The organism is Pseudomonas sp. NFACC02, from assembly GCF_900110765.1.
Taxonomy (GTDB): Bacteria; Pseudomonadota; Gammaproteobacteria; order Pseudomonadales; family Pseudomonadaceae; genus Aquipseudomonas.
On the sequence record NZ_FOEO01000005.1, the window covers coordinates 134,289 to 152,083 of the forward strand.

General features: G+C 57.0%; 30 protein-coding genes. 14 read left to right on the forward strand and 16 right to left on the reverse strand.

The annotated features are described in order from the left end of the window. Positions 1-27: 27 nt before the first annotated feature. The 10 genes from BMY73_RS06815 to BMY73_RS06860 form a co-directional block, all read right to left on the reverse strand. Positions 28-840: a DUF2303 family protein gene (locus BMY73_RS06815; RefSeq protein WP_092405959.1), complete on the reverse strand. Its 813-nt coding sequence runs from the start codon at positions 838-840 to the stop codon at positions 28-30. Between the two features lie 42 nt (positions 841-882). Further along, positions 883-1,230, reverse strand: coding sequence for a hypothetical protein (locus BMY73_RS06820; RefSeq protein WP_062382012.1), 348 nt, complete (start codon positions 1,228-1,230; stop codon positions 883-885). Positions 1,231-1,321: 91 nt separating this feature from the next. Further along, complete coding sequence (locus BMY73_RS06825) at positions 1,322-1,783, reverse strand: hypothetical protein (RefSeq protein WP_092405961.1); 462 nt, start codon at positions 1,781-1,783, stop codon at positions 1,322-1,324. Beyond that, on the reverse strand, positions 1,780-2,022 hold the full coding sequence (locus BMY73_RS06830) for a hypothetical protein (protein WP_092405963.1): 243 nt from the start codon (positions 2,020-2,022) through the stop codon (positions 1,780-1,782). The genes BMY73_RS06825 and BMY73_RS06830 overlap by 4 nt, the downstream gene beginning before the upstream one ends. Beyond that, positions 2,019-3,677 (reverse strand): YqaJ viral recombinase family protein, encoded by a 1,659-nt coding sequence (locus tag BMY73_RS06835; RefSeq protein WP_092405965.1) that lies wholly within the window; start codon positions 3,675-3,677, stop codon positions 2,019-2,021. Before BMY73_RS06835 ends, BMY73_RS06830 begins: the two co-directional genes overlap by 4 nt. Beyond that, positions 3,674-4,561 (reverse strand): recombinase RecT, encoded by an 888-nt coding sequence (gene recT / locus BMY73_RS06840; RefSeq protein ID WP_092405967.1) that lies wholly within the window; start codon positions 4,559-4,561, stop codon positions 3,674-3,676. Before recT ends, BMY73_RS06835 begins: the two co-directional genes overlap by 4 nt. A 158-nt stretch (positions 4,562-4,719) precedes the next feature. Beyond that, positions 4,720-5,091 carry a hypothetical protein gene (locus BMY73_RS28525; RefSeq protein ID WP_256571023.1) on the reverse strand — a complete coding sequence of 124 codons (372 nt, stop codon included), beginning with the start codon at positions 5,089-5,091 and terminating at the stop codon, positions 4,720-4,722. Beyond that, the gene (locus BMY73_RS06850) at positions 5,088-5,309 is read right to left on the reverse strand and encodes a hypothetical protein (protein WP_092405969.1); all 222 of its coding nucleotides are present in this window, start codon (positions 5,307-5,309) and stop codon (positions 5,088-5,090) included. The genes BMY73_RS28525 and BMY73_RS06850 overlap by 4 nt, the downstream gene beginning before the upstream one ends. Beyond that, positions 5,306-5,500 carry a hypothetical protein gene (locus tag BMY73_RS06855; protein ID WP_092405971.1) on the reverse strand — a complete coding sequence of 65 codons (195 nt, stop codon included), beginning with the start codon at positions 5,498-5,500 and terminating at the stop codon, positions 5,306-5,308. Before BMY73_RS06855 ends, BMY73_RS06850 begins: the two co-directional genes overlap by 4 nt. Then, positions 5,497-5,913 carry a hypothetical protein gene (locus tag BMY73_RS06860; protein ID WP_092405973.1) on the reverse strand — a complete coding sequence of 139 codons (417 nt, stop codon included), beginning with the start codon at positions 5,911-5,913 and terminating at the stop codon, positions 5,497-5,499. The genes BMY73_RS06855 and BMY73_RS06860 overlap by 4 nt, the downstream gene beginning before the upstream one ends. A 798-nt stretch (positions 5,914-6,711) precedes the next feature. Between BMY73_RS06860 and BMY73_RS06865 the strand changes: the two genes are divergently transcribed. After that, the gene (locus BMY73_RS06865; RefSeq protein ID WP_092405975.1) at positions 6,712-7,068 is read left to right on the forward strand and encodes a hypothetical protein; all 357 of its coding nucleotides are present in this window, start codon (positions 6,712-6,714) and stop codon (positions 7,066-7,068) included. 115 nt (positions 7,069-7,183) lie between these two features. Here the strand turns inward: BMY73_RS06865 and BMY73_RS06870 are convergent, their stop codons facing one another. Further along, positions 7,184-7,426, reverse strand: a complete 243-nt coding sequence (locus BMY73_RS06870) for a hypothetical protein (protein ID WP_092405977.1) — start codon at positions 7,424-7,426, stop codon at positions 7,184-7,186. Between the two features lie 417 nt (positions 7,427-7,843). On the opposite strand from BMY73_RS06870, the gene BMY73_RS06875 reads away from it, so the two are divergent. The 3 genes from BMY73_RS06875 (at position 7,844) to BMY73_RS06885 (ending at position 8,881) form a co-directional block, all read left to right on the forward strand. Next, positions 7,844-8,158, forward strand: a complete 315-nt coding sequence (locus BMY73_RS06875) for a DUF1654 domain-containing protein (RefSeq protein WP_092405979.1) — start codon at positions 7,844-7,846, stop codon at positions 8,156-8,158. 137 nt (positions 8,159-8,295) lie between these two features. After that, positions 8,296-8,559 carry a hypothetical protein gene (locus BMY73_RS06880; protein WP_139214133.1) on the forward strand — a complete coding sequence of 88 codons (264 nt, stop codon included), beginning with the start codon at positions 8,296-8,298 and terminating at the stop codon, positions 8,557-8,559. Positions 8,560-8,647: 88 nt separating this feature from the next. Beyond that, complete coding sequence (locus tag BMY73_RS06885) at positions 8,648-8,881, forward strand: hypothetical protein (RefSeq protein WP_092405983.1); 234 nt, start codon at positions 8,648-8,650, stop codon at positions 8,879-8,881. A gap of 30 nt (positions 8,882-8,911) precedes the next feature. Here BMY73_RS06885 and BMY73_RS06890 read toward each other — a convergent pair whose 3' ends face one another. Beyond that, on the reverse strand, positions 8,912-9,835 hold the full coding sequence (locus tag BMY73_RS06890; protein WP_092405985.1) for a hypothetical protein: 924 nt from the start codon (positions 9,833-9,835) through the stop codon (positions 8,912-8,914). 162 nt (positions 9,836-9,997) lie between these two features. Continuing rightward, the gene (locus BMY73_RS06895) at positions 9,998-10,885 is read right to left on the reverse strand and encodes a S24 family peptidase (RefSeq protein ID WP_092405987.1); all 888 of its coding nucleotides are present in this window, start codon (positions 10,883-10,885) and stop codon (positions 9,998-10,000) included. 108 nt (positions 10,886-10,993) lie between these two features. Between BMY73_RS06895 and BMY73_RS06900 the strand changes: the two genes are divergently transcribed. After that, positions 10,994-11,200, forward strand: a complete 207-nt coding sequence (locus BMY73_RS06900; RefSeq protein ID WP_092405989.1) for a Cro/CI family transcriptional regulator — start codon at positions 10,994-10,996, stop codon at positions 11,198-11,200. Here the strand turns inward: BMY73_RS06900 and BMY73_RS06905 are convergent. Continuing rightward, positions 11,197-11,403 carry a hypothetical protein gene (locus BMY73_RS06905; RefSeq protein WP_092405991.1) on the reverse strand — a complete coding sequence of 69 codons (207 nt, stop codon included), beginning with the start codon at positions 11,401-11,403 and terminating at the stop codon, positions 11,197-11,199. The genes BMY73_RS06900 and BMY73_RS06905 overlap by 4 nt on opposite strands. Before the next feature lie 81 nt (positions 11,404-11,484). On the opposite strand from BMY73_RS06905, the gene BMY73_RS06910 reads away from it, so the two are divergent. The 9 genes from BMY73_RS06910 (at position 11,485) to BMY73_RS06950 (ending at position 17,052) form a co-directional block, all read left to right on the forward strand. Further along, complete coding sequence (locus tag BMY73_RS06910) at positions 11,485-11,910, forward strand: phage regulatory CII family protein (RefSeq protein WP_092405993.1); 426 nt, start codon at positions 11,485-11,487, stop codon at positions 11,908-11,910. Between the two features lie 138 nt (positions 11,911-12,048). After that, positions 12,049-12,771: a Rha family transcriptional regulator gene (locus BMY73_RS06915; RefSeq protein ID WP_218190149.1), complete on the forward strand. Its 723-nt coding sequence runs from the start codon at positions 12,049-12,051 to the stop codon at positions 12,769-12,771. Between the two features lies 1 nt (position 12,772). Then, entirely contained in the window at positions 12,773-13,747 is a 975-nt protein-coding gene (locus tag BMY73_RS06920; protein ID WP_092405997.1) for a phage replication protein, read from the forward strand. Next, entirely contained in the window at positions 13,728-14,510 is a 783-nt protein-coding gene (locus BMY73_RS06925) for a hypothetical protein (RefSeq protein ID WP_092405999.1), read from the forward strand. Before BMY73_RS06920 ends, BMY73_RS06925 begins: the two co-directional genes overlap by 20 nt. Continuing rightward, the gene (locus BMY73_RS06930; RefSeq protein ID WP_256571026.1) at positions 14,510-15,019 is read left to right on the forward strand and encodes a hypothetical protein; all 510 of its coding nucleotides are present in this window, start codon (positions 14,510-14,512) and stop codon (positions 15,017-15,019) included. Before BMY73_RS06925 ends, BMY73_RS06930 begins: the two co-directional genes overlap by 1 nt. Positions 15,020-15,128: 109 nt before the next feature. Further along, positions 15,129-15,341 (forward strand): hypothetical protein, encoded by a 213-nt coding sequence (locus BMY73_RS06935; protein WP_092406001.1) that lies wholly within the window; start codon positions 15,129-15,131, stop codon positions 15,339-15,341. Beyond that, a complete protein-coding gene (locus BMY73_RS06940; protein ID WP_092406003.1) occupies positions 15,338-15,757 on the forward strand; it encodes a recombination protein NinB in 420 nt (139 codons plus the stop codon). Before BMY73_RS06935 ends, BMY73_RS06940 begins: the two co-directional genes overlap by 4 nt. Before the next feature lie 114 nt (positions 15,758-15,871). Continuing rightward, a complete protein-coding gene (locus BMY73_RS06945) occupies positions 15,872-16,474 on the forward strand; it encodes a recombination protein NinG (protein ID WP_092406005.1) in 603 nt (200 codons plus the stop codon). Beyond that, entirely contained in the window at positions 16,471-17,052 is a 582-nt protein-coding gene (locus BMY73_RS06950) for a hypothetical protein (RefSeq protein WP_092406007.1), read from the forward strand. The genes BMY73_RS06945 and BMY73_RS06950 overlap by 4 nt, the downstream gene beginning before the upstream one ends. 67 nt (positions 17,053-17,119) lie before the next feature. Here BMY73_RS06950 and BMY73_RS27845 read toward each other — a convergent pair whose 3' ends face one another. Both BMY73_RS27845 and BMY73_RS06955 read right to left on the reverse strand, forming a co-directional pair. Then, the gene (locus BMY73_RS27845; RefSeq protein WP_139214135.1) at positions 17,120-17,455 is read right to left on the reverse strand and encodes a hypothetical protein; all 336 of its coding nucleotides are present in this window, start codon (positions 17,453-17,455) and stop codon (positions 17,120-17,122) included. Continuing rightward, a complete protein-coding gene (locus BMY73_RS06955) occupies positions 17,431-17,766 on the reverse strand; it encodes a hypothetical protein (protein ID WP_092406009.1) in 336 nt (111 codons plus the stop codon). The genes BMY73_RS27845 and BMY73_RS06955 overlap by 25 nt, the downstream gene beginning before the upstream one ends. Positions 17,767-17,795: the final 29 nt, after the last annotated feature.

Below are 17,795 nucleotides of genomic sequence, written 5' to 3' on the forward strand. Positions count from 1 at the left end.
ATGCCCGATGTCACGTATGGGTAACACTTAGGCAGCAAAACTGCCCAGCGACAGTTTGGCGGCTTCTCCGATAGCGTTTTCCAGCACTGCTTTGAACTCTTGCGCGATCGCTTCGCGCTGCACCTCCTCGCCCACCCAGCGCAGCTTCAGAACCGGCACAGAGCCGCTGGTGATCACAGAAATGCGCAGAGTGATCTGCTGCTCGGTCAGACCTTCGAACGGAACGACGTGGAACTGCAGGGCGGCAGGAAGGGTTTCTTTGCTGCGCGCCTCGATCTGATCCATGGCGCTGCGGCTGGCGCTGGTGTCGCCAACGGTGGTTTCTGACTCGCTGGTGGCCTTCACCGTGATCGTGCGAACCGCAGCGATGGCCTTGGCGACCGGGATTTTGTTGCCTTCGTCGTCCACCGGCGTCAGATACTGGTGCCAGTCTTCGATCCAGTCGCTGAGGTCTTTCTGGCTCAGTCGACTGTCAGAAATCGCCTGCGCAGCGGCATAACCGGCGGTTGCCTTGAGCTTCAGTACCGCACGGTCGTCGGCGTGGCCTGGCTCTTCGGTGGTGCCGAGGTTGAACAACAGAACACAGCTCATCTCGTCCTGATTGATGAAGCCACGTGCGCCAGCTTCGGCGCGGTCCGCCACGTAATCGCTGAAATCAGCCAGAGCGTGAGTAGAGTAGGTGCCGCGGAAGCGGCTACGCCCCTCCTGATATTTCTCCAGATCAAGAACCTTCGCACCTTCCGGCAGAATCGCGGTAGGCGTGAAAGTTGGCAGCGCCTTGCCGGTGGCTTCCAGCGCGGTGTCGGTGATGAGTTGAATCGCTTCTTTGGTCAGTGACATTCGTCAGGTCTCTTCGTGAGGGGAGGGAGTGCAGCGGGTAGATCAGTCGCGCGGTTTTATCGGGGCTTCGTCGCGCGTGAACAACTGGTCGTGCTTCTCCTGGAACAGCGAGATTTTGCCGCCGGTGCCGACATGCATTGGCGTGTCGAGGCTGGTGTTCTCGCTACGGGTGCCGCGTTTGGTCGGCACCTTGTAGTCGAGCTTGTGCTTGATCTTTACCTGGTGGGATTCACCGATCTGGCTGAAGTCCAGAGTGATGACCAGCTTCCCAGCCTTGCCGTGATCGACGACGCCCGCGGCGACTTCGGAAAGGGCGTGGCCGATCTGGCTGGCGAAGGCGCCACCATTCAGTTCTTCGAAGAACTCGGTGGTATCCGTTGGTGTGGGCATGGTGCTTTCTCCGAGATGGGCTGCAGCCCGCTGGGTGGGAGGTGGTGTTGAGGATCGCGTTTTCGTTGTTGCGGGGATTTGAATAGGCGCTTCATGCTGCAGCCTTGACCTGGTTCCAAGCACCAATTGAAGAGAGCAGGGCAGCGACTTGCTTTTCGCTCACCTCGACCGTGCCAGGCACTGCAAGCCACCCCATTCCGACCAGGTGGTTCGGGTTGCACTCGGCCTTCACTTCTTCGTAGAAGTGCTCGACGACGTCCGACAGCTTTTCCACTCGATGAATGCCGTCGGGCGTGAAGACTGTCATCTTGATGTACTGGGCGCCGTCGCTTTGAATGCAGATCCCAGCGATGTGCATTGTCCAGCGGTGCGAGATATCGCAGAGGGCGTCGGCGACCTGCCGCGACGTGATCTGCTTTCCGTTTTTCCAGTTGATCATGATCTGCAGCCCGCTTGGGTCGATGCTGATCACGGCGGCATGGTTGGTGCCCAGCAGAGCGCGAAGACTGCGCTCAATTTGGGCTTTGCGGTTGCAGGATTTGCGTTTGCTCATATCGACTCCGTCATTTGCCGGAGCCGCTTGCGCTCTGCTGCCGAGATCCGCGGCGGTTTGCGCTTGAGCACCGTTTCAGGGTCAATCCAATTCCTTCGCGCGGGCCTTGGCTTCGACTGAAACGACTCGAGGAGTTGAAATGACCCACCAGGACGCTTCCAGAAATCGTTCATCGCATTTGCTAGGCGCTCTGATTCGATCTGTTTTTCTTTCACACTGCTAAGGTTCAAGCTGATCATGCCGCCACCTGCTGCAGGACAACCCCGTCCATGCTGAACGCTTCACCGTGGATGTGAACGAGGTCGTCGAGTGCGCCCCAGTGGACGGTGAGCACCGAAATGGGTGCACGGCCTTCGTAGACAGCCTTTACCAGCGCCTCGAGATCGGTCACCTGAGCTTCGAGCTTCATTGGCTTCGGCGGTACCTTGGCAGATGGCGCTACCGTCGATACCCGCGCCGCAGATTGGGGTTTTGACATTGGTGTTGAAGCCGATAGGGCCGATGCTGCTTCCTCAGCGGCCTTGTTTTGCTCAGCAAGCTTTGCGGACTCGGCATCGGCAAGCTTCTTGGCTTCTTCCTCGCGGATCTGCTGGCGCTGTTTCTCCAGCCGGTCTTCCTCGGCTTTCTTGTGCTCGTCGATGCGGACCTTGATCAACGTCACCAGGTCATCGTTGGCCTTCATCACCAATTGCTGGATATCGTTGAACAGGAAGTTATGGTCGACAGCCAGTTCAGCCAAGCTGGCGAGGTTGAGGCGAATCGCGTCGGCTTTTTGGCTGGCATCGATCTTCGCGCGGGCAAGTTCACTTTCCGCAGCATCACGCAGGCTGGCTATCGACTTCTTGCCTTTGATGGCGCCGGCGAAGTCAGATGAGACTTGAGGCAGCAGCACGCGGCCGCCGAGCGATGCGTTGATCTGATCGATATGCGACCTCAGAGCCGCTTGCGCTTTTGTGACGATCTCGTCGCGGATCGCAACCTTGCGAGCCTTGACCAGCTTTTCGAGCTCCAGTCGCTTCGTCCGGGTTTGTTCGCTGATTTGGTCGATTGTGCGGAACAGCAGATCGATCGACTCGGTTTGGCTGAGGGCGTGCTGTTTCGCAGCTGCCAGCTTCGATTCGACTTCGCCGCACCATTTCACCGTTTTGTCCGCGTCGGCGAAGTGCTGATCGGTCTGCAAGTCGGTGTTAATGGCGCCAATTACGGCCAATGACCGCGCCTTGAACTGTTCAAGGTTGCTGGCAGTCACCATGCCGGTGACTTCGATGCGCAAAGCGGGCAGGGTTTCTGGCGCGGTGCCTACTGCCTCTGGAATGGCCTCGACAGGTTCGTAGGTCTCCAAGTCAGCTTCAAACTGCTTCCAGCCTGCAACAAGCTTTTCGGCGCGGCCGGGCACGGGGAAGTACTCCATCGACACGAAGTTCTCCTCGGTGCCATCGGAGCAGACGAAAATCACTTTCTCCGCGCCGGACACAAGCAGTTGCTGTTCCAGCTGCCAGTAATAATGGGCGTCCAGATCGCCGGCGCGCACGTCAGCGGCGAGCTGTTCATTCCACATTTTGTGCTCGAACAGAATTTCGCCAAGCATGGTGCAGCCGTCCAGGGACGCGAGCAGGTCGCCTTCGGTGCCGACAACTGGGAAGAGGTCTTCGCCGATACGCGCTTCAAGGATCGGCCGAGCGCGCGCTTCTGAATCGTGGCCCTTATCGAACAGGTATTTCTGAACCCACCACGAAATGTCCCGATCAAGCCCGGTCTTCTTGGCGTGCAGCAGTTCGGTGCGCTTCATCTGCTTTGAGTCACCCATCATGGCGGGCGCTTCGGATGCAGTGTGATAGTTGGCGCGCAGCGCATGCCACTCGGGAGTCCCCTGGGCGACGTTATGGATCTTCATGCGGATTCTCCTTCGATGGGCGCGAGGTTTTTGATCTGCTCGATCTGCTGCTCGCTCAGGGTGTATTTACTGCTGATAGTTGCGATCAGGTGCTCGGGAGAGGACTTTCCAGCGTCGACGGACTTCTGCCACTTGGGCAGGTTCTCGCTGAGCTTGTCGTCAGGGTAGGGAGGCATGCCCGCCGTCTCTGGTTCACGAGTCGGGGAAACGTCGCGAACGCGCGGGGCGCTTTCCTCCAGCTCGTCAGGGCTGTAAACGCCGAGGATCACATCAGGGCAATAGAGGCGAGACCAGCGCTTAGTCGCGAGGTACGCTAGTTGCTGGCGTGGGTCGTCTGCCCAGAGCGTGCTGTTTCGAGTTCGTGCCTGAGCCAGCAGTAGCTCCAACACGCGCGGTTCGTCTTCACCGCGGAAGGTGGCCCAGACCTTCACGCCCAAGCCTTCTTCGTCCTGCATCTTCCATCCTGGGACGCGGTACTCGCCTTTGTCGCCAGTCTTGATCGTGAACTTGCCGATCACCCTTTCCCACTCGCCAAACCACTCATAGTGCAGACGATCCACGACCGGCGCGCAGGTGGTGATTACGGCGTTCACGAGCTGGGCCTCGTAGCCGAGGACGCCGTTCACCAGGTGCGTTTTTTGCGCCACCGCGAAGGGGTTCATTTTCCACTGCATCGATTGCATGATCACAGCCAGGCAGTCGGCGGAGTTGCCGTTGAAGTGCTTCGGCAATGTTGCGCGGCCGGTGGCCATGACATCTGCCAAGCGCATCATCTTGTCCAGGCTGTCGCCATCCAGCACGAGGGCACTGGTGCTGGTCGCTGCGTGTGGAATGATGTGAAGCTGTTGCTCGTGCGCCACTGGCGCGGGGTTGTGTGCGGACACGGTAGCTCCTTGCGCCATGCCGTTACCGGGGCGCTGCGATTGAATGGGGTGGGATTAATGCGGTGCGTAGGCGCTTGCGAGCATCCAGACGCTGCAGAAGAGAAGGGTGAAGAAACTGCCGCGCCAGAATGCGATGCGCTTGGCATGCTGGTAGCGAGTCATGACCACGGCCTCAGTTGCTTCAACACCAGCTCATGCAGAGCCTTTCCGTTTCGGCTGATACGGTCGCCGCGCAGTTGCCATTTCTTCGTACTGGGCCAGACGTCGATGTATCGGCCATCCGGAAGCATAAGAACGACGTGGAAGCCGTTGTTGTGCTTCTTGTGAGCAATGCCTGTACGTGAGAGCCAGCCGTCAAACTGAGCCATTGCCTCAGCCTTGACGCGCTTTTTATGCCCTGGCTCATTCGGCTCGCTGCCTTCACCGTCGCAGTTTCGGCAAGTGCGCGGGTAGGCCACGTCATCGCCGATGAATTCGCAACAATTCATGCAGTGCGAGCCGTCGGCGACGTTGTCTTCGTAGAAACTCACGCTCTCACCTCATAAGCCAGCGTCCACTCGCCGCACAGGCAAGCGCGACGGCTCCACGCTTCGGGGTTAGAGATGTGAGCGCGCTCAGCGGCCTGCATGGCTTCCCACATCGTGCGGCCTTTGAACACCATCAGCACGCGATCAGCGGGCACAGCCATGTGATCCGGCAACTCTGCAATCTGTTCGTCGACCAGGGATAGAACGATGGACGTACTCATGCTGCAAGCCTCCCGCGCTGCTGGAGAATCTTCACCAGGCGCTCACAGTAGTGGTGGAATTCGGGGATGGTAATGAGGCAGTCGGTCAGCATTCTGGTGATGATCTGCTGGACCAGTACCTCGTTTCCAGGAGGGCAGTCGTCATCGGCCAGACCCTCAAGGGCTACGTCGATCAGGATGTGAGGGCTCATAGTTCCGCATCCTCTGCTTCAGCCTGAAGGCCTGCCTCGGCGTGCGGCTCGACCAGCGCAACGGCGATATCGAACAGCTTGCCCATCGACGTTTCGCCTTCGCCAAGCAGAGCCTCGCCAAACGTCTTCACTGGCCCGCCGGTGATGGCGGCGATGACCAACTGCGCGAAGAAGTCTTCGTTGTCCTCTCCGTCGATCTGACGCTGATTGAGATGCAGCTGAACCGCGTTCAGGTAGGCTGAATACTCGACCACGATCGGCGAAGAAAACCGACGGCGAATCACCAGGTCGCAGCCGCGCATCAGGTTCTCAGCCGTGTTTTCAATCCAAACTCGCGCCGCTTCTTCATGCCCCGAGTCGTCATCTGGCTGCATGTTGTCCCAGCGCGCTTGTGCTCTTGCGAATGAGTTCATGGTCGCCTCCGTGGCGAACAGGTGGACCGCATTGATCAGATGCCCGCGCAGGTGACCAACCCGTGCCGTGAAGCACGCGGGCACCTGTCGATGCGGTCGATATAGGGAGGGGGTTCCGCATGTGCGGGCACTGTTCCGATGTTCTTCGAGGGGTGGGCCTACCTTCCGGCCAATGCGCGGTGACATTGACGCCCCTGCTTTCCGCTGCCTGTCCAGGTGTTGGGCGCCGCCTTCAGGCTTACGGCGCCACGCAGGTGAATCGCTTACTGGTGCATGGCTGCAAATCCTCCGTTTTGGGTGTCGGCTGCGGGAATATCCTCTGGCAGCCGGAGCAGGGGGCCGCTTTCGCGGTGAGTGCTCTTCCGCATCGGAGAGTGATCGAAACACCAGGTCGCTACGCCTGCTTGCTTCCCGCCGCGTTTTTGGTATTGGCCGTCTTGCTCATACCGGCCCAGGACATTCACGGGGCTTTGCGATCCTAGCGCTGCAGCCCGCTCGGGCACGCTTCGCTCACTCTCCGATGCGGCCTAGTGCTGGGCAGTACCAGGTTATCGGGCAATTTTCGTTAGGCTGACGTTGCCGCTGATTGTGCGAGACGCTTAGGGGACCTTATGATCAAAACGGTGTCTCGGTTTGAAGCCAAGACTCACAACCTATTAAGGGCATAAACATGGCGAAGAACTTCGGTAATTCAGGCTTATTCAAGGCTCCTTTGTATCCGTGCCGCGACGTCCGAGTCAGCGGGATCAGCAGCTGGCAGCGCAAAAACGTTGCTTTAAATACAAAGGAGTTTTTGATATGTCCAAAGAACTACTCGGAGTTTCTGCTCTAGGGTTAATGGTGGCCGGTGAGTTCTGTGCAATCTACAGTGAGGTAGTGGTAGCGAAACTTGCCCAATCAGGAAGCGCTTCCTGGGAAACATTCGTCATGCCGTTGGTACTGATGTGTTTCGCTGGGTTGTTTCTCTTGGCAGCCTACTGGCTTGGATACGTCGTGGTGGGTGATATATGGATCGTCACCGTGGTGTCAGTCACGTCTCTGTTACTCATCGAGCCTGTAGTGGTCTGGTCGCTCTTCCATGAAGCGCCCGGGCGGGGGGCGCTCATTGGCTGCGTCTTGGGGGCCTTGGGAATGCTTGCCACTGTATTGCTCTAACTCACCCTTCTGGCCCAGCGTTTCCTAGCTGGGCCAGTTCGCGAAATCTCAGTCTTCTATCCTCCAATTGACTTCCCGTCTGGCCCTCAACCTCGAAGGCCAGCCAGTGAAATCGTCATGCGACCTGTCCTAAAACCTCACGGCTGAAAGCCTGAATGTTCATGTGCGTTTTAACTGTCATGGCGTGGCGCTGTTTGATGTGGCTGCGCATCACAAGATCAGCCAAGTCAGCAGGATCAGCTTCGAGGGCAGCGATCGCCTCGTCGACGCCGCCGAACCACTTCTCCAACAGTCTGGCGCATGAGGCCGCAGCCTCGTTTACTACCTCTTCGCTTGCTTGAAAATCCGACGCATTCATCTCGCTTCTCCTGATATTCCCAAAGCACCCGGTCGCCCAGGTGCTTCAGTGAATCTCTCGGTCTTGTCACTCACTGCGCCCGTCAGGGTCATTCGCACAGTTCGGTCATCACCTCGCCAGAATCAGCCCCTCAATGGCTTTCATCTGGCGCCGGTCGCCTCACAAGCGCAGCGGTTTGTTCCCTTCGGTTTACTGACCTCCCACCGATGGTGCCGGGAGTGACCTAACCGGATTGGCCGGGTAGTCGTTCATGGCGCTGGTTGTTAAAGAGCGGTTCGGAGCGGCGTGTCGCTGCGATGGGATTAAATTAACCGCCGGTTTCTTCGTCGTCAATACCGGCGGTTAATTTATTTTTCTTGCGGGTGGGGTATGCTTTTTATACAACTGTATGGATGTACAGCATTCAAGGAGGTGTACATGGGCGCAATGCAGCAAGAAAAAGAACAGCAGCGAGTTGAGCTGACGGGGATTGAGAGGTTGAGCCTAAGGGTCTCGAACATGATCAATCACCCGATAGCGCAGCTTCAGCGCTGGGTGACGATCCATCGGTTGGATACGGACCGGGATAGGGAGTGGGGGGAGGTGATCGGCGTGCTGTCTGAAGTAGATGGAATCGACATGTCCTTCAACGAGGACGAGTCAGTGACACTGAGATGGGAGCCTATGGAGGGCGATGAGACGCAGACTGAAGTAGTGGACCCATTCGAGGCGGCGGAGCCGGCGCCTTTCTGACGAGCATAAGTGTTAGAAGAGGAGAGTGGATGCGAAAAGCCCGGCGCTTTCCGAAGCGCCTGCGGCCCAAATTGCCTACGCTTGGAGCATCATTCAAAGGAGGTAGAAAGATGGCGACAAAGGATAGGACCTTTCCAGTGCGCGACCTCATCATTGCCCTATTGCGGGACCAAAATATCCACGCTGGCCACTGGGGCCTCACTGTTCACTTCAATGCTTCCGGCACCACGGTCTCGCCCACGGGGCAGGCCGGTGCCGGATTGCCTGGTCTGGCAATCGCGGTAACGGGGGTATCATTGGTTGCTGCGAAAGAGGGCGAGGAAGGAAGTCTCGACGCTTCCCTGGTCAATCCGGCGAGGACAAGCCGAGCCAGAAAGCCGACCAACCAGACACTGCAGTAGACGGGTACGAAAAGCCCGGCGCTGGGCTGGGAATTTATGTATTCTTGTCTGGAATGAATAATAGGTTTAACATTCCTGGTGGTTATCTATGCGTGGTTTTCAACACAAGCTCAATTTCAAGCGCACGGCGGCGGAAAAACCAGAAGACTATCAAGAGTGTCTTATTCATAACCCTTGCGAGGGGTTTATGATTGCCACCTGGAAGAATCTTGGTGGCGACCAAGGCTTCTATCTATTCGGGACTTATGAACCGCTTCCCCATGACTTAACCCCGATTTGGGCGGCGCTTCCCACCAGCGAGCAGATAGCACATCTGCGATGATGATCTGCAATCATGATATCATAAGTTATTCTATGATTTAGGGATTGCCATCTTGATATCCACAAGCGCGTGCTCCAAGCTTTTGGCAGATATGTCGAAGTACGAAAGCTGCATTATGTTATCAGGATTGAATAGTTCCTTTCCGCTAATCACAAGATTCTTAATATTTTCAATTCCTTTAGATGCATTACCTATCCATGAGTGGTGTTTGTTGATTTCTCCAGCGCGCCATAAATAGATCTCCTCTACGCTAGAGGTCACTACCGATTCTAATGTTGATATGTAACCAAAGACATCTTCATCTTTATAGGTTGACGCAAGAAAAGAAAATCCCTCTATCTGGCCTATTTTTATTTCCTTAGGCGGCACTGAACCTGTCTTTCTAGCGGCTGGATTAGTCTCGAAATAAATCTCGCGCTCCTCCTTGGTCCTTGTCTCGTAGCGATAGACCCCAGGGTCTCGGGTTTTGATCTTATGTGCCAACCTAGCGCTCTCCGCAGAAGACAAGGCTCCGCGCAGCTTGAATCTGAGTGACTTCAAGAAATCGAACTCGCTTTTAAGTCCGATCATTTCAGCGAGGATTAATGGTGCGTCTTTCTTCAACTCAAGTATTCGATTGACTTTTAGTCTTCTATTATAGAGCGTATCGTGACGCTTCATTTCGGCTGCAAAGTCTGCTTTGAAATGCAGCGTTCCGCAGTCTTTGCCTATGTTTGTTTCTAGGTTGTCGCTGGTTGTTATCAGGTACCCGTGAAGATGTTTGGTTCCACAATCTGCGATGCCGCACTTAATTTGTGCGCCTTTCAGGTGGTAGGGTGCAACGATTCTACCGAAAGATCGCTCTTTGTGCTTCGGCTTGAAATATAAAGAAGCGTTATAATTAGGGCGGCCTATAATAGAGTCTATATCTGCCAATACCGGTACGTCATCAAATGTTAAATCGTCATCGCTCATATTGCTTCCTTGATTACGAGTGCGTTTTTGTAACTTATGCATAACATCGAAGTCTAGCTTACCTATTACGTACCCTGCCGGTGCACCCCTCACTCAGGCCATTCGCATAGCCCACCGATCCAGCACCTACTCGGCCACTTGGCGTCTTTTACGTGCAGACGATCAGACCAGATTCCCGTTCCAGACGAACAGTACGCGTGCCTGGATGTACGTCTCGTCGATGAAGATGTCCTCAGCCTTGTGCTTCCGGTTGTCGGAAATCATTTTGAATTTGTCCTTTCCCTTCATCTGCAGCCGCTTGATGTACTGAAAGCCCTGGTACGAGAAGTAGTAAATGCCGTCGCCGATGAATTCCTTGATGCTGATGTCCACCAGGCACGGGTCGCCATGCTTGATCGTCGGCGTCATCGACTGACCCCAGCCGGTGATGACCTTCAGGTGGTAATGCTCTTTGAACTCAACGCCCATCGATCTGAGCTGGGAAGGGCTGACGCGCACATCCTGAAGCATTTCCGGGAAGTCGTGAGCTACCTCACCGCCGCCCAGCGCGCCTCGCACGTCATAGTGCGCGATCCACACTTCGTCGCCGACCTTGCCGATGCCAGGCTTGTAGGCGTCGTTCACCAGCACTTCACTGGTGCCTTCTGGCTCATCACCCTCAGCGACTGCAAGAAGTGCTTGGCGGGTTTCCTCCGGAAGATTCTTCCCTTGCTTGGCCAGCATTTGTCGAACCAGTTCTGCGGCAGAGCTTGGCTCGTTAGTAGCGGCTGGCTGCTCGGCTGCGGCGGTCAAACCGCTTATTTCTTTCGCTAGGCGCTTGCTGAATTTCTCAACCGGCACCCCGAGCACGCGCGAAAGCACTGAGGCGAACTTCGCGTTCAGAGGATTCGTACCGTTCAGGTACATAGCAACCGCCGCAGCCGAGATGTCGGCCGCTTCGGCCAAGCTGGCTTGGGTCAGGCCGAGGGCGTTCTTCTTAGACACGAAAAGCGCCTTGGCGGCGTCGCATTCAGCCTTGAGTTCGGGGGACAGCTCTTTCTTTTTCGTCATCCGTGAAATTTAACCGTTGGTTAAGTTATTTGCGCTAACCGCCGGTATTGCTCAAATGCTAACCGCCGGTTAATATCTCGGACATACATCGTCTGTTGAGGCAAAGAAATGAAAAAGACGCCATTGCCAGAGCTGGTCGAGCGGATTGGTCAATCAGCGGTCGCCAAAGGTCTTGGCGTCAGTGCTCCGGCCATTTCGAAGGCCCTCAAGGCATCACGGGAAATCCTGGTGATCGAGCATGAAGACGGGAAGCTAACGGCGGAAGAGATTCGCCCATTTCCCTGCCAGCTCCCGCCACAGAAGTCCGCTGCCTAGCTGGGCTTCGAGCTGAGCGAGATCTTCGCCTGCTCGAAGCCGCGCAGAGCCTCTTGACTCAACTGATCACGCAACTGACTGGCCTTCAGCTCGAACGCAGGCCAGAGCCTCATCTGAGAAGACAGGGGCAGGGTGGATGCCAGGGCACCCACAAAGCAGCAGATGGCAGTTATCTCGCCTCGCAGTTCGGAAGAGTCGGTCATGGATACGTCCTTGATCGGTCGGTAAGCAAATGATCGCGTCGCCGGTGGCGTAACGCCACGTAACAATTATCGAGGTGTGACATGCAGGAATTGATGAAGGCCATCTACGACGTGGTGGACACCCACGGTGCAAGCCGGATCGCCGAAGGCGCGAGCTTCCCCTCGCGCACTTTGTTGTCGCAGAAAGCCAACCCGGACTACGACAGCCACAAGATGAACGTGCAGGAGCTGCACCGGATCATGAAATACACCGAAGACTTCCGCCCGCTGAAGGCTTGGGCAGAGCACTTCGGGTTTGACCTGGTTCCGAAAGAGAAGCCTGCACCTACCGACCTCAACTCCGCGCTGATGCGCCTGCACGTCGACCTGGCTGACGTGACTCGTCTCGCCTACGACGCCCAGGCCGACGGCCGCGTTTGCTCGCGTGAGAAGTCGGAACTGATCAAGGAAGCCGACGAGGTGATCGTCAGCCTGGAAGTGTTCAAGCAGTCCGTGAAGGTCGCCTGAGATTCAGACACAAAAAAGCCACCGGGCAGGGTGGCTAATTGCAAAACGAGTGAGGCAAGTATGCACAGCCATCAAACCTTGATCAATACCCCAGAAGCCGCGCCACGTTTTCATAATCAGCAAAACGTGGCGCGCACGATGTCTTCGCGTGAGATTGCGAACCTGACCGGTAAACGTCATCCAGACGTTAAGCGCGACATTCAAACCATGGCTTCCGAGCTGAAAGTTAATGTGAGCAATTTTGCTCACATCTACCTCGACGGCCGGAACCGCGAGCAAACCGAATATCTGCTTGATCGTGAGCACACAGACTGCTTGCTCACTGGTTACAGCGCTGGCTTGCGCATGAAGGTCATCCGCCGCTGGCACGAACTTGAGCAGCAATCGGCGTCACGTGAGGCCGTCACAGCGAACGGAACGAAGGTCATCGGCGAAATCGCGATCATGGAATGCTTCACGCGCCTGCTGAAGCCTGCACCGTCCAGCCAGATGCTCATGCTGACGAAGATCGCCGAGAACAACGGCCTTGATCCGAAGTTTCTCCCAGGCTATGCCGTGGACGCTGCACCGGATGCTGTTGGCGGCTCTTCCATGCCCACCAAGTCTGCGACCGCACTGCTGAAGGACTTCGGCCTGGGCGGCTCAGTCGTGTCATTCAACAAGAAGCTCGAAGCCGCCGGCTACCTCAAGGTATTGACCCGCAAGAACTCTAAGCAGGAGGTCGTTCCGTTCTGGTCGATCACTGAAAAGGGCCTCGCCTACGGCAAGAACCTGACCAGCCCTCAATCCCCCCGCGAAACGCAACCTCACTGGTACGTCGATCGCTTCCTCGAATTGGCCAAAATGGTCGGGAAGGCCTGACATGCAATTCACCGTAACCATCAACCAGGTGAAGGCGTTGGAGTGGGGGCTTAACTCGCAGCAAGCTCTGCTGTTCGCCTTCATCTACGGCTGCCCGAGCTGGACCAAGCCGGTCACCACTGACGACGGCGTTTTCTTTGCGCTGAGCAAAGCGAAGATCGTCGAAGAGTTGCCGCTGCTGACCGATAAACCCGACACCGCGTACCGCATGCTGAAGGCGCTGGACGAGGCAGGTTTGATCCAGTTGTCGAGTACCTCGAACATCACGCTTTTCCGCCTGACCCCGAAAGCTGCCGAGTGGAATCAGAAACTCGATGGGTCGGAAAAATATCCGACCCCACCTGAAAACAAAGGTCGGAAAAAAATCCGATCTACCTCGGATAAATCTCCGAGCAAGGTCGGAAAAAAATCCGAGCAAGGGTCGGAAAAATCTCCGACAAATCAGGATACCAATCATCAGGATACCAATCAGGGTACAAGTCAGGACTTGCCGGAGGGTGCGGCGGTGCCGACCCAGTCCGGGAGTTTGGTGCTTGTGGTTGATCGCCCAGACGCTCCCCGTGTCGAGATCCCCGCCGACATGCCGGGACCCAAAGATCAGACCTGCAAAACCTTCAAGGCTTGGGCGAACTACGCCATGGCCTACCGCAAGCGCTACCAGTGCTGGCCGGTTTGGAACGCTACCGCTGGCGGAATCCTCGGCAAGCTGGTTGACCGTCTCGGCATCGATGTCGCCCACAGTGTCGCGGCGTACTACCTGACCATCAACGACGCCCGCCTGATCAACGACTGCCATAGCCTGACCAACCTGATCGCCAAGGCCGAGGCCTATCACACCCAATGGGCCACCAAGACCCAAATGAATGGGACTACAGCCCGCCAGATGGAAAACACCCAGGCCAACATGAACGCCGCCGAACAGGCCAAGGCAATCATCCTGAACGGGGGCGTCCAGAATGCTTTCCTCCGCCGATAAGCTGGGCCTGGTTGATGCGCTGTGCGCGACAGCCGAGGCGATGGGTTCAACTCTGTCGGCCACTGCCGCCGCGATGATCGCCAATGATCTTGAGCTCTACGATGTCGGCACGCTGATCGACGCGCTGCAGGCTTGTCGTCGCGAAGTGGCTGGCAAGCTTTCGCTGCAAGCGATTCTGCAGCGGATCGAGGTCAAGGACGGCCGTCCAGGTCGCGATGAGGCATGGGCCATCGCGCTGGCCTCGAACGATGAATTCGACACCGTCGTGATGACTGACGAAATCCAACTGGCCCTGAATGCCGCCCGCCCGGTGCTGGACGTAGGCGACAAGATCGGTGCGCGCATGGCGTTTCTCAGCGCTTACGACCGGTTCGTCACCGGGGCTCGCACCAATGCTCAGGCGGTGAACTGGCACATCTCGCTTGGATTTGACGCTGGCCGCCGCGTGGCCGCCATCAACAAAGCTGCCGAGCTGCAGCGCATTCCGCAAGAGCGCGCACAACTGCTGATCGCCGACATGAGCCATGAGCCGGTTACCGAAGACGGCCGGGCCATAGCCGGCTTGCTCACCGGCACAGTCGCGAAGCCATCCGCAAACGTCGCTCAAAAGCTTCGCGAACTGAAGCAGGCCATGCACCTGCAAAACACCAAACGCAAGCTGGTCGAGGCTCACCGTCGCCGCCGGCAACGTCGCGACCTCAACGAGCGCGTGATCAAGCACCTGGCAGCTGTCGAAGAGCTTCAAAAGCGGGGGGCTTCCTGATGGCTATCACCCAATCCCGTCAACTCCAGTTGCTCGCAGGCCAATCCTCAATCGCCAGAAAGGTCTTCGAGTTCGTCCCGATTCAGGACGCATGGAGCACACACGACATTCACAACGCATCCGTTACCGCAAACGCCACGGGTGTTTCTTCCTATGCCGTTCGCCGCGCTTTGGGAGAGCTCAAAGACGCCGGGCTGATCCGCGAGCCAGTCGGCGGCAAGTTTCAGCGTGACGCAGCAACCCAAAAGACCAAGAAGGAGCCAGTGATGAACCAGGTAGCCAAGCCGAACGTAGTAGCGATCAAGAAGCCTGAAGGCGCGCTGGATGCTCTGGCAGCCCTGTCTGGCGAAGTGGTGAACCTTTCCGATGAGTTCAGCAAGCGCATGAAGTCGATGGCCGCCCGCATTGAAGAAGTCGCGCTGTCTGTTGCAGCCGAGCAAGAGAGCAATGCGGAAGCGCTCGGCAAGCTCAAGCAGTTGCAGGCGCTGTTGAAGGGTATGGCGTCATGACCAACCGGATCTGGATCGTCCTGACCATCATCGTCGTGGTAGCCGGTTACGGCATGCATCACAAAGTTCAGCGGGTCACTGCGCCTGCGAATCTGCAGGAGGTGTTTCGATGAGCGTTCATCCCGATTTAAAGCCAGGTTTACGCCTTGCTGCCCTGTTGGTTATCACCGTTGGCGCAGCCGGCTTCGGTGTCGGATATAGCTACCCGCGCGACGTCGAATTGGAATCAATGGCGCCCATCGCATTCCACTACGAAATAACCAGCGATGCGGCGAAATACCTGCTGCTGCGCGACGGTCCGAAGTGTGAGGTGAAGCCATGACTGAAGTCCTCATGCGAAGCCGCGACGACACCAGCCGCCTCATGGGCATCCTGCACGCCACGGACTTCACCAAGCCGAAGCTGATAGTGATCAAGGAGCCGGACCGCAACGGAGAGCAGAACAAAAAGCTTCACGCCATGCTGGCCGACATCTCCCGCCAGGTTGAACACGCCGGCCGCAGGTGGGACGTGACGGTCTGGAAGCGTCTCTGCACCGCCGCCTGGCTGCGCGAGAGCGGCGAAACCATCCAGATGATCCCGGCCATCGACGGAAAGGGCATCGACGTCCTGTACGAGCGTACCAGCAAGCTCAGCGTGAGTAAGTGCGCCGAGTTGATCGAGTGGGTTTCCGCTTTCGGCGCCGAGCACCAGGTGCGCTGGTCGCAGAAGGATCTGTGGGAGGGCCGCTATGACTGAGTATGCAAAGTCCCTCATCAGGGCCATCGCCACCATGCTCGAGCACAGCTACCACACCAACCCATGCGCGCATCAGTTTGGGGGTGGGCTGTGATCCCTCGCTCCGATAAGCCGATGCGGCCGAAGCGCTGCCGTGTCTCCGGGTGTGGCGCCACCTTCACCCCGACGCGCAGCTTCCAGAAATGGTGCTCGCCGGATTGTGCAGTAGTGCTGGCCCGCCAGGCGAAGGAGAAGCAGCGCAAGTCGCTTGCACAGCGTGAACGTCGTGAGATCAAGGTTCGCAAGGAGAAGCTGAAGTCAGTCGGCGACTACACCAAAGAGGCTCAGGCCGAGTTCAACAGATTCATTCGCGAGCGGGATAAGGACCAACCATGCATTTGCTGCGGCAGCTACGGCTCAGACGAAGACTGGTTGACTGGTGGCAAGTGGGATGCAGGCCATTTCCTCAGTCGTGGCGCTTATCCAGAGCTGCGCTTTGACGAGGACAACTGCCACAAGCAGCTGAAGACGTGCAACGGAGGGTCGGGGAAATATGCCGCCAAGGGCCGAACGGTCGCACAGGGCTACCGCGAACGCCTGATCCAGAAGATTGGCCAGGAGCGCGTCGATCGGCTCGAAGGCCCTCATGAGCCGAAGCGCTATACCGTTGAAGATTTGAAGGCCATCAAGGCTGAGTACCGGGCAAAGACCAAAGAGCTGAAGGGGAGAGCAGCATGAAGATCAATTCGGCACGTCAGGCATGGCACGACTGCACCTACAACCCAGCGCCGGGCCAGAGCTCGGACGTCGTTCAGCTTGGCGTGGTGGTCCAGAGTACCGAGCGCGGGCCAACAGCGAACCACGCCGTGCATAGCGCGCTGGCGGGTCACATTCAATCCGTCATTGCCAAGCTGCACCCTCAAGTCCGCGTGTTCGGTGAGTACATGTACGCCGCGCACCGGAGCGACGACATCCGGGAGGCGGCGGAGGAGGTGGTGTTCGGCATGGTCGTCTCCAAGTCCAAGCGTATGACCGCAGCTAAGCGCGAGAAGCTGGAGTATGTCGTGAAGGGCGTGATGCGCCGGTATCGGTACATGCATCAGGGCGGGCAGTCGGCCAATGATGACCCGATGATCAAGCCCGAGGCGTTCCGGTCGTGGTTGATGGCCGAGTACGGCGTGCGGCTGGAATCCTGTGCATGGGCGCGGGATTGGGAGCCGGTGATCACGCTGATTTTTGAATGCTGCGAGGATCTGGATCGGATGGCACTGAGCCCGGTCGGAGCGGTGATTTATCAGATGAAAGAAGCTGCTTAGCGCCCGGTTCTGTCTAAATCTGTCTCGTTACGTATCTATACATTGACTTCCCGCACGGCTGAGGGCATCATTTCGCCACATTGAGTATTTTGCCTGCGGCAACTTGCTCCGAGAGACCCGCCATCGAGCGGGTTTTTTTGTGCCCGTTTTTTTCGACCTGCAGCCAGAGCAGCCCTTCGGGTGACATCTGGACACGGATATGCCGGTAGTGCCGTGCTGCATAAAACACCGGCAGCCCGCGAGCAACGCCATCACGCTTTCGTTGCTGCGCGAGGAGATCTGTCGAGACTGGTGCAGTTGGGTGCCAGCGATAGTGAAGCCTCTGACGGACTGCGAGAAAGGCCGCAAATGTTTTCACGATCTGCTGGCTTGAAGGAGCTAAGTGTAAGGTTTGAATTTCCACTCCGCTGGAAAGTCCACGGCTTGCTCAATAAGGGAGGCATGCGTCATCACAAAAGGGTTCCCTCCTTGTCTTTCGGATATGTAGTGATAGGGCGGAATGTTGTGCTTAACCCCTTGATGGTCATGCTGTCCGAACTTAGTCATGGCGATCTGAGAGGCGACCTCCTTTTCGGTCACTTCAACGCCAAACTTTTTGGCAATCCCATTGCATATTTCGGTCAGTGGTATTGGAACGTTCCGCTTTCCAAATTTCGCAGCATAGTACAAGTGGTTATAGATGGCTCGATCAAGAATGTAGGTATCGTCCGTCATTTTTTCCTCACTTACTGTCCAAAGCCAAC

What these genes read in the sequence shown, in the direction of transcription:
- BMY73_RS06885 (WP_092405983.1), top strand. Translation starts at nt 8,648, where the DNA reads ATGCGTGGTTTTCAACACAAGCTCAATTTCAAGCGCACGGCGGCGGAA.
- BMY73_RS06895 (WP_092405987.1), bottom strand. Translation starts at nt 10,885, where the DNA reads ATGACGAAAAAGAAAGAGCTGTCCCCCGAACTCAAGGCTGAATGCGAC.
- BMY73_RS06940 (WP_092406003.1), top strand. Translation starts at nt 15,338, where the DNA reads ATGACTGAAGTCCTCATGCGAAGCCGCGACGACACCAGCCGCCTCATG.
- BMY73_RS06835 (WP_092405965.1), bottom strand. Translation starts at nt 3,677, where the DNA reads ATGAAGATCCATAACGTCGCCCAGGGGACTCCCGAGTGGCATGCGCTG.
- BMY73_RS06815 (WP_092405959.1), bottom strand. Translation starts at nt 840, where the DNA reads ATGTCACTGACCAAAGAAGCGATTCAACTCATCACCGACACCGCGCTG.
- BMY73_RS06930 (WP_256571026.1), top strand. Translation starts at nt 14,510, where the DNA reads ATGGCTATCACCCAATCCCGTCAACTCCAGTTGCTCGCAGGCCAATCC.
- BMY73_RS06875 (WP_092405979.1), top strand. Translation starts at nt 7,844, where the DNA reads ATGGGCGCAATGCAGCAAGAAAAAGAACAGCAGCGAGTTGAGCTGACG.
- BMY73_RS06935 (WP_092406001.1), top strand. Translation starts at nt 15,129, where the DNA reads ATGAGCGTTCATCCCGATTTAAAGCCAGGTTTACGCCTTGCTGCCCTG.
- BMY73_RS06945 (WP_092406005.1), top strand. Translation starts at nt 15,872, where the DNA reads ATGCGGCCGAAGCGCTGCCGTGTCTCCGGGTGTGGCGCCACCTTCACC.
- BMY73_RS06925 (WP_092405999.1), top strand. Translation starts at nt 13,728, where the DNA reads ATGCTTTCCTCCGCCGATAAGCTGGGCCTGGTTGATGCGCTGTGCGCG.
- BMY73_RS06910 (WP_092405993.1), top strand. Translation starts at nt 11,485, where the DNA reads ATGCAGGAATTGATGAAGGCCATCTACGACGTGGTGGACACCCACGGT.
- BMY73_RS06850 (WP_092405969.1), bottom strand. Translation starts at nt 5,309, where the DNA reads ATGAGTACGTCCATCGTTCTATCCCTGGTCGACGAACAGATTGCAGAG.
- BMY73_RS06865 (WP_092405975.1), top strand. Translation starts at nt 6,712, where the DNA reads ATGTCCAAAGAACTACTCGGAGTTTCTGCTCTAGGGTTAATGGTGGCC.
- BMY73_RS06830 (WP_092405963.1), bottom strand. Translation starts at nt 2,022, where the DNA reads ATGATCAGCTTGAACCTTAGCAGTGTGAAAGAAAAACAGATCGAATCA.
- BMY73_RS06915 (WP_218190149.1), top strand. Translation starts at nt 12,049, where the DNA reads ATGTCTTCGCGTGAGATTGCGAACCTGACCGGTAAACGTCATCCAGAC.
- BMY73_RS06890 (WP_092405985.1), bottom strand. Translation starts at nt 9,835, where the DNA reads ATGAGCGATGACGATTTAACATTTGATGACGTACCGGTATTGGCAGAT.
- BMY73_RS06955 (WP_092406009.1), bottom strand. Translation starts at nt 17,766, where the DNA reads ATGACGGACGATACCTACATTCTTGATCGAGCCATCTATAACCACTTG.
- BMY73_RS06825 (WP_092405961.1), bottom strand. Translation starts at nt 1,783, where the DNA reads ATGAGCAAACGCAAATCCTGCAACCGCAAAGCCCAAATTGAGCGCAGT.
- BMY73_RS06900 (WP_092405989.1), top strand. Translation starts at nt 10,994, where the DNA reads ATGAAAAAGACGCCATTGCCAGAGCTGGTCGAGCGGATTGGTCAATCA.
- BMY73_RS06820 (WP_062382012.1), bottom strand. Translation starts at nt 1,230, where the DNA reads ATGCCCACACCAACGGATACCACCGAGTTCTTCGAAGAACTGAATGGT.
- BMY73_RS06920 (WP_092405997.1), top strand. Translation starts at nt 12,773, where the DNA reads ATGCAATTCACCGTAACCATCAACCAGGTGAAGGCGTTGGAGTGGGGG.
- BMY73_RS06860 (WP_092405973.1), bottom strand. Translation starts at nt 5,913, where the DNA reads ATGAACTCATTCGCAAGAGCACAAGCGCGCTGGGACAACATGCAGCCA.
- BMY73_RS06855 (WP_092405971.1), bottom strand. Translation starts at nt 5,500, where the DNA reads ATGAGCCCTCACATCCTGATCGACGTAGCCCTTGAGGGTCTGGCCGAT.
- BMY73_RS06950 (WP_092406007.1), top strand. Translation starts at nt 16,471, where the DNA reads ATGAAGATCAATTCGGCACGTCAGGCATGGCACGACTGCACCTACAAC.
- BMY73_RS06905 (WP_092405991.1), bottom strand. Translation starts at nt 11,403, where the DNA reads ATGACCGACTCTTCCGAACTGCGAGGCGAGATAACTGCCATCTGCTGC.
- BMY73_RS06870 (WP_092405977.1), bottom strand. Translation starts at nt 7,426, where the DNA reads ATGAATGCGTCGGATTTTCAAGCAAGCGAAGAGGTAGTAAACGAGGCT.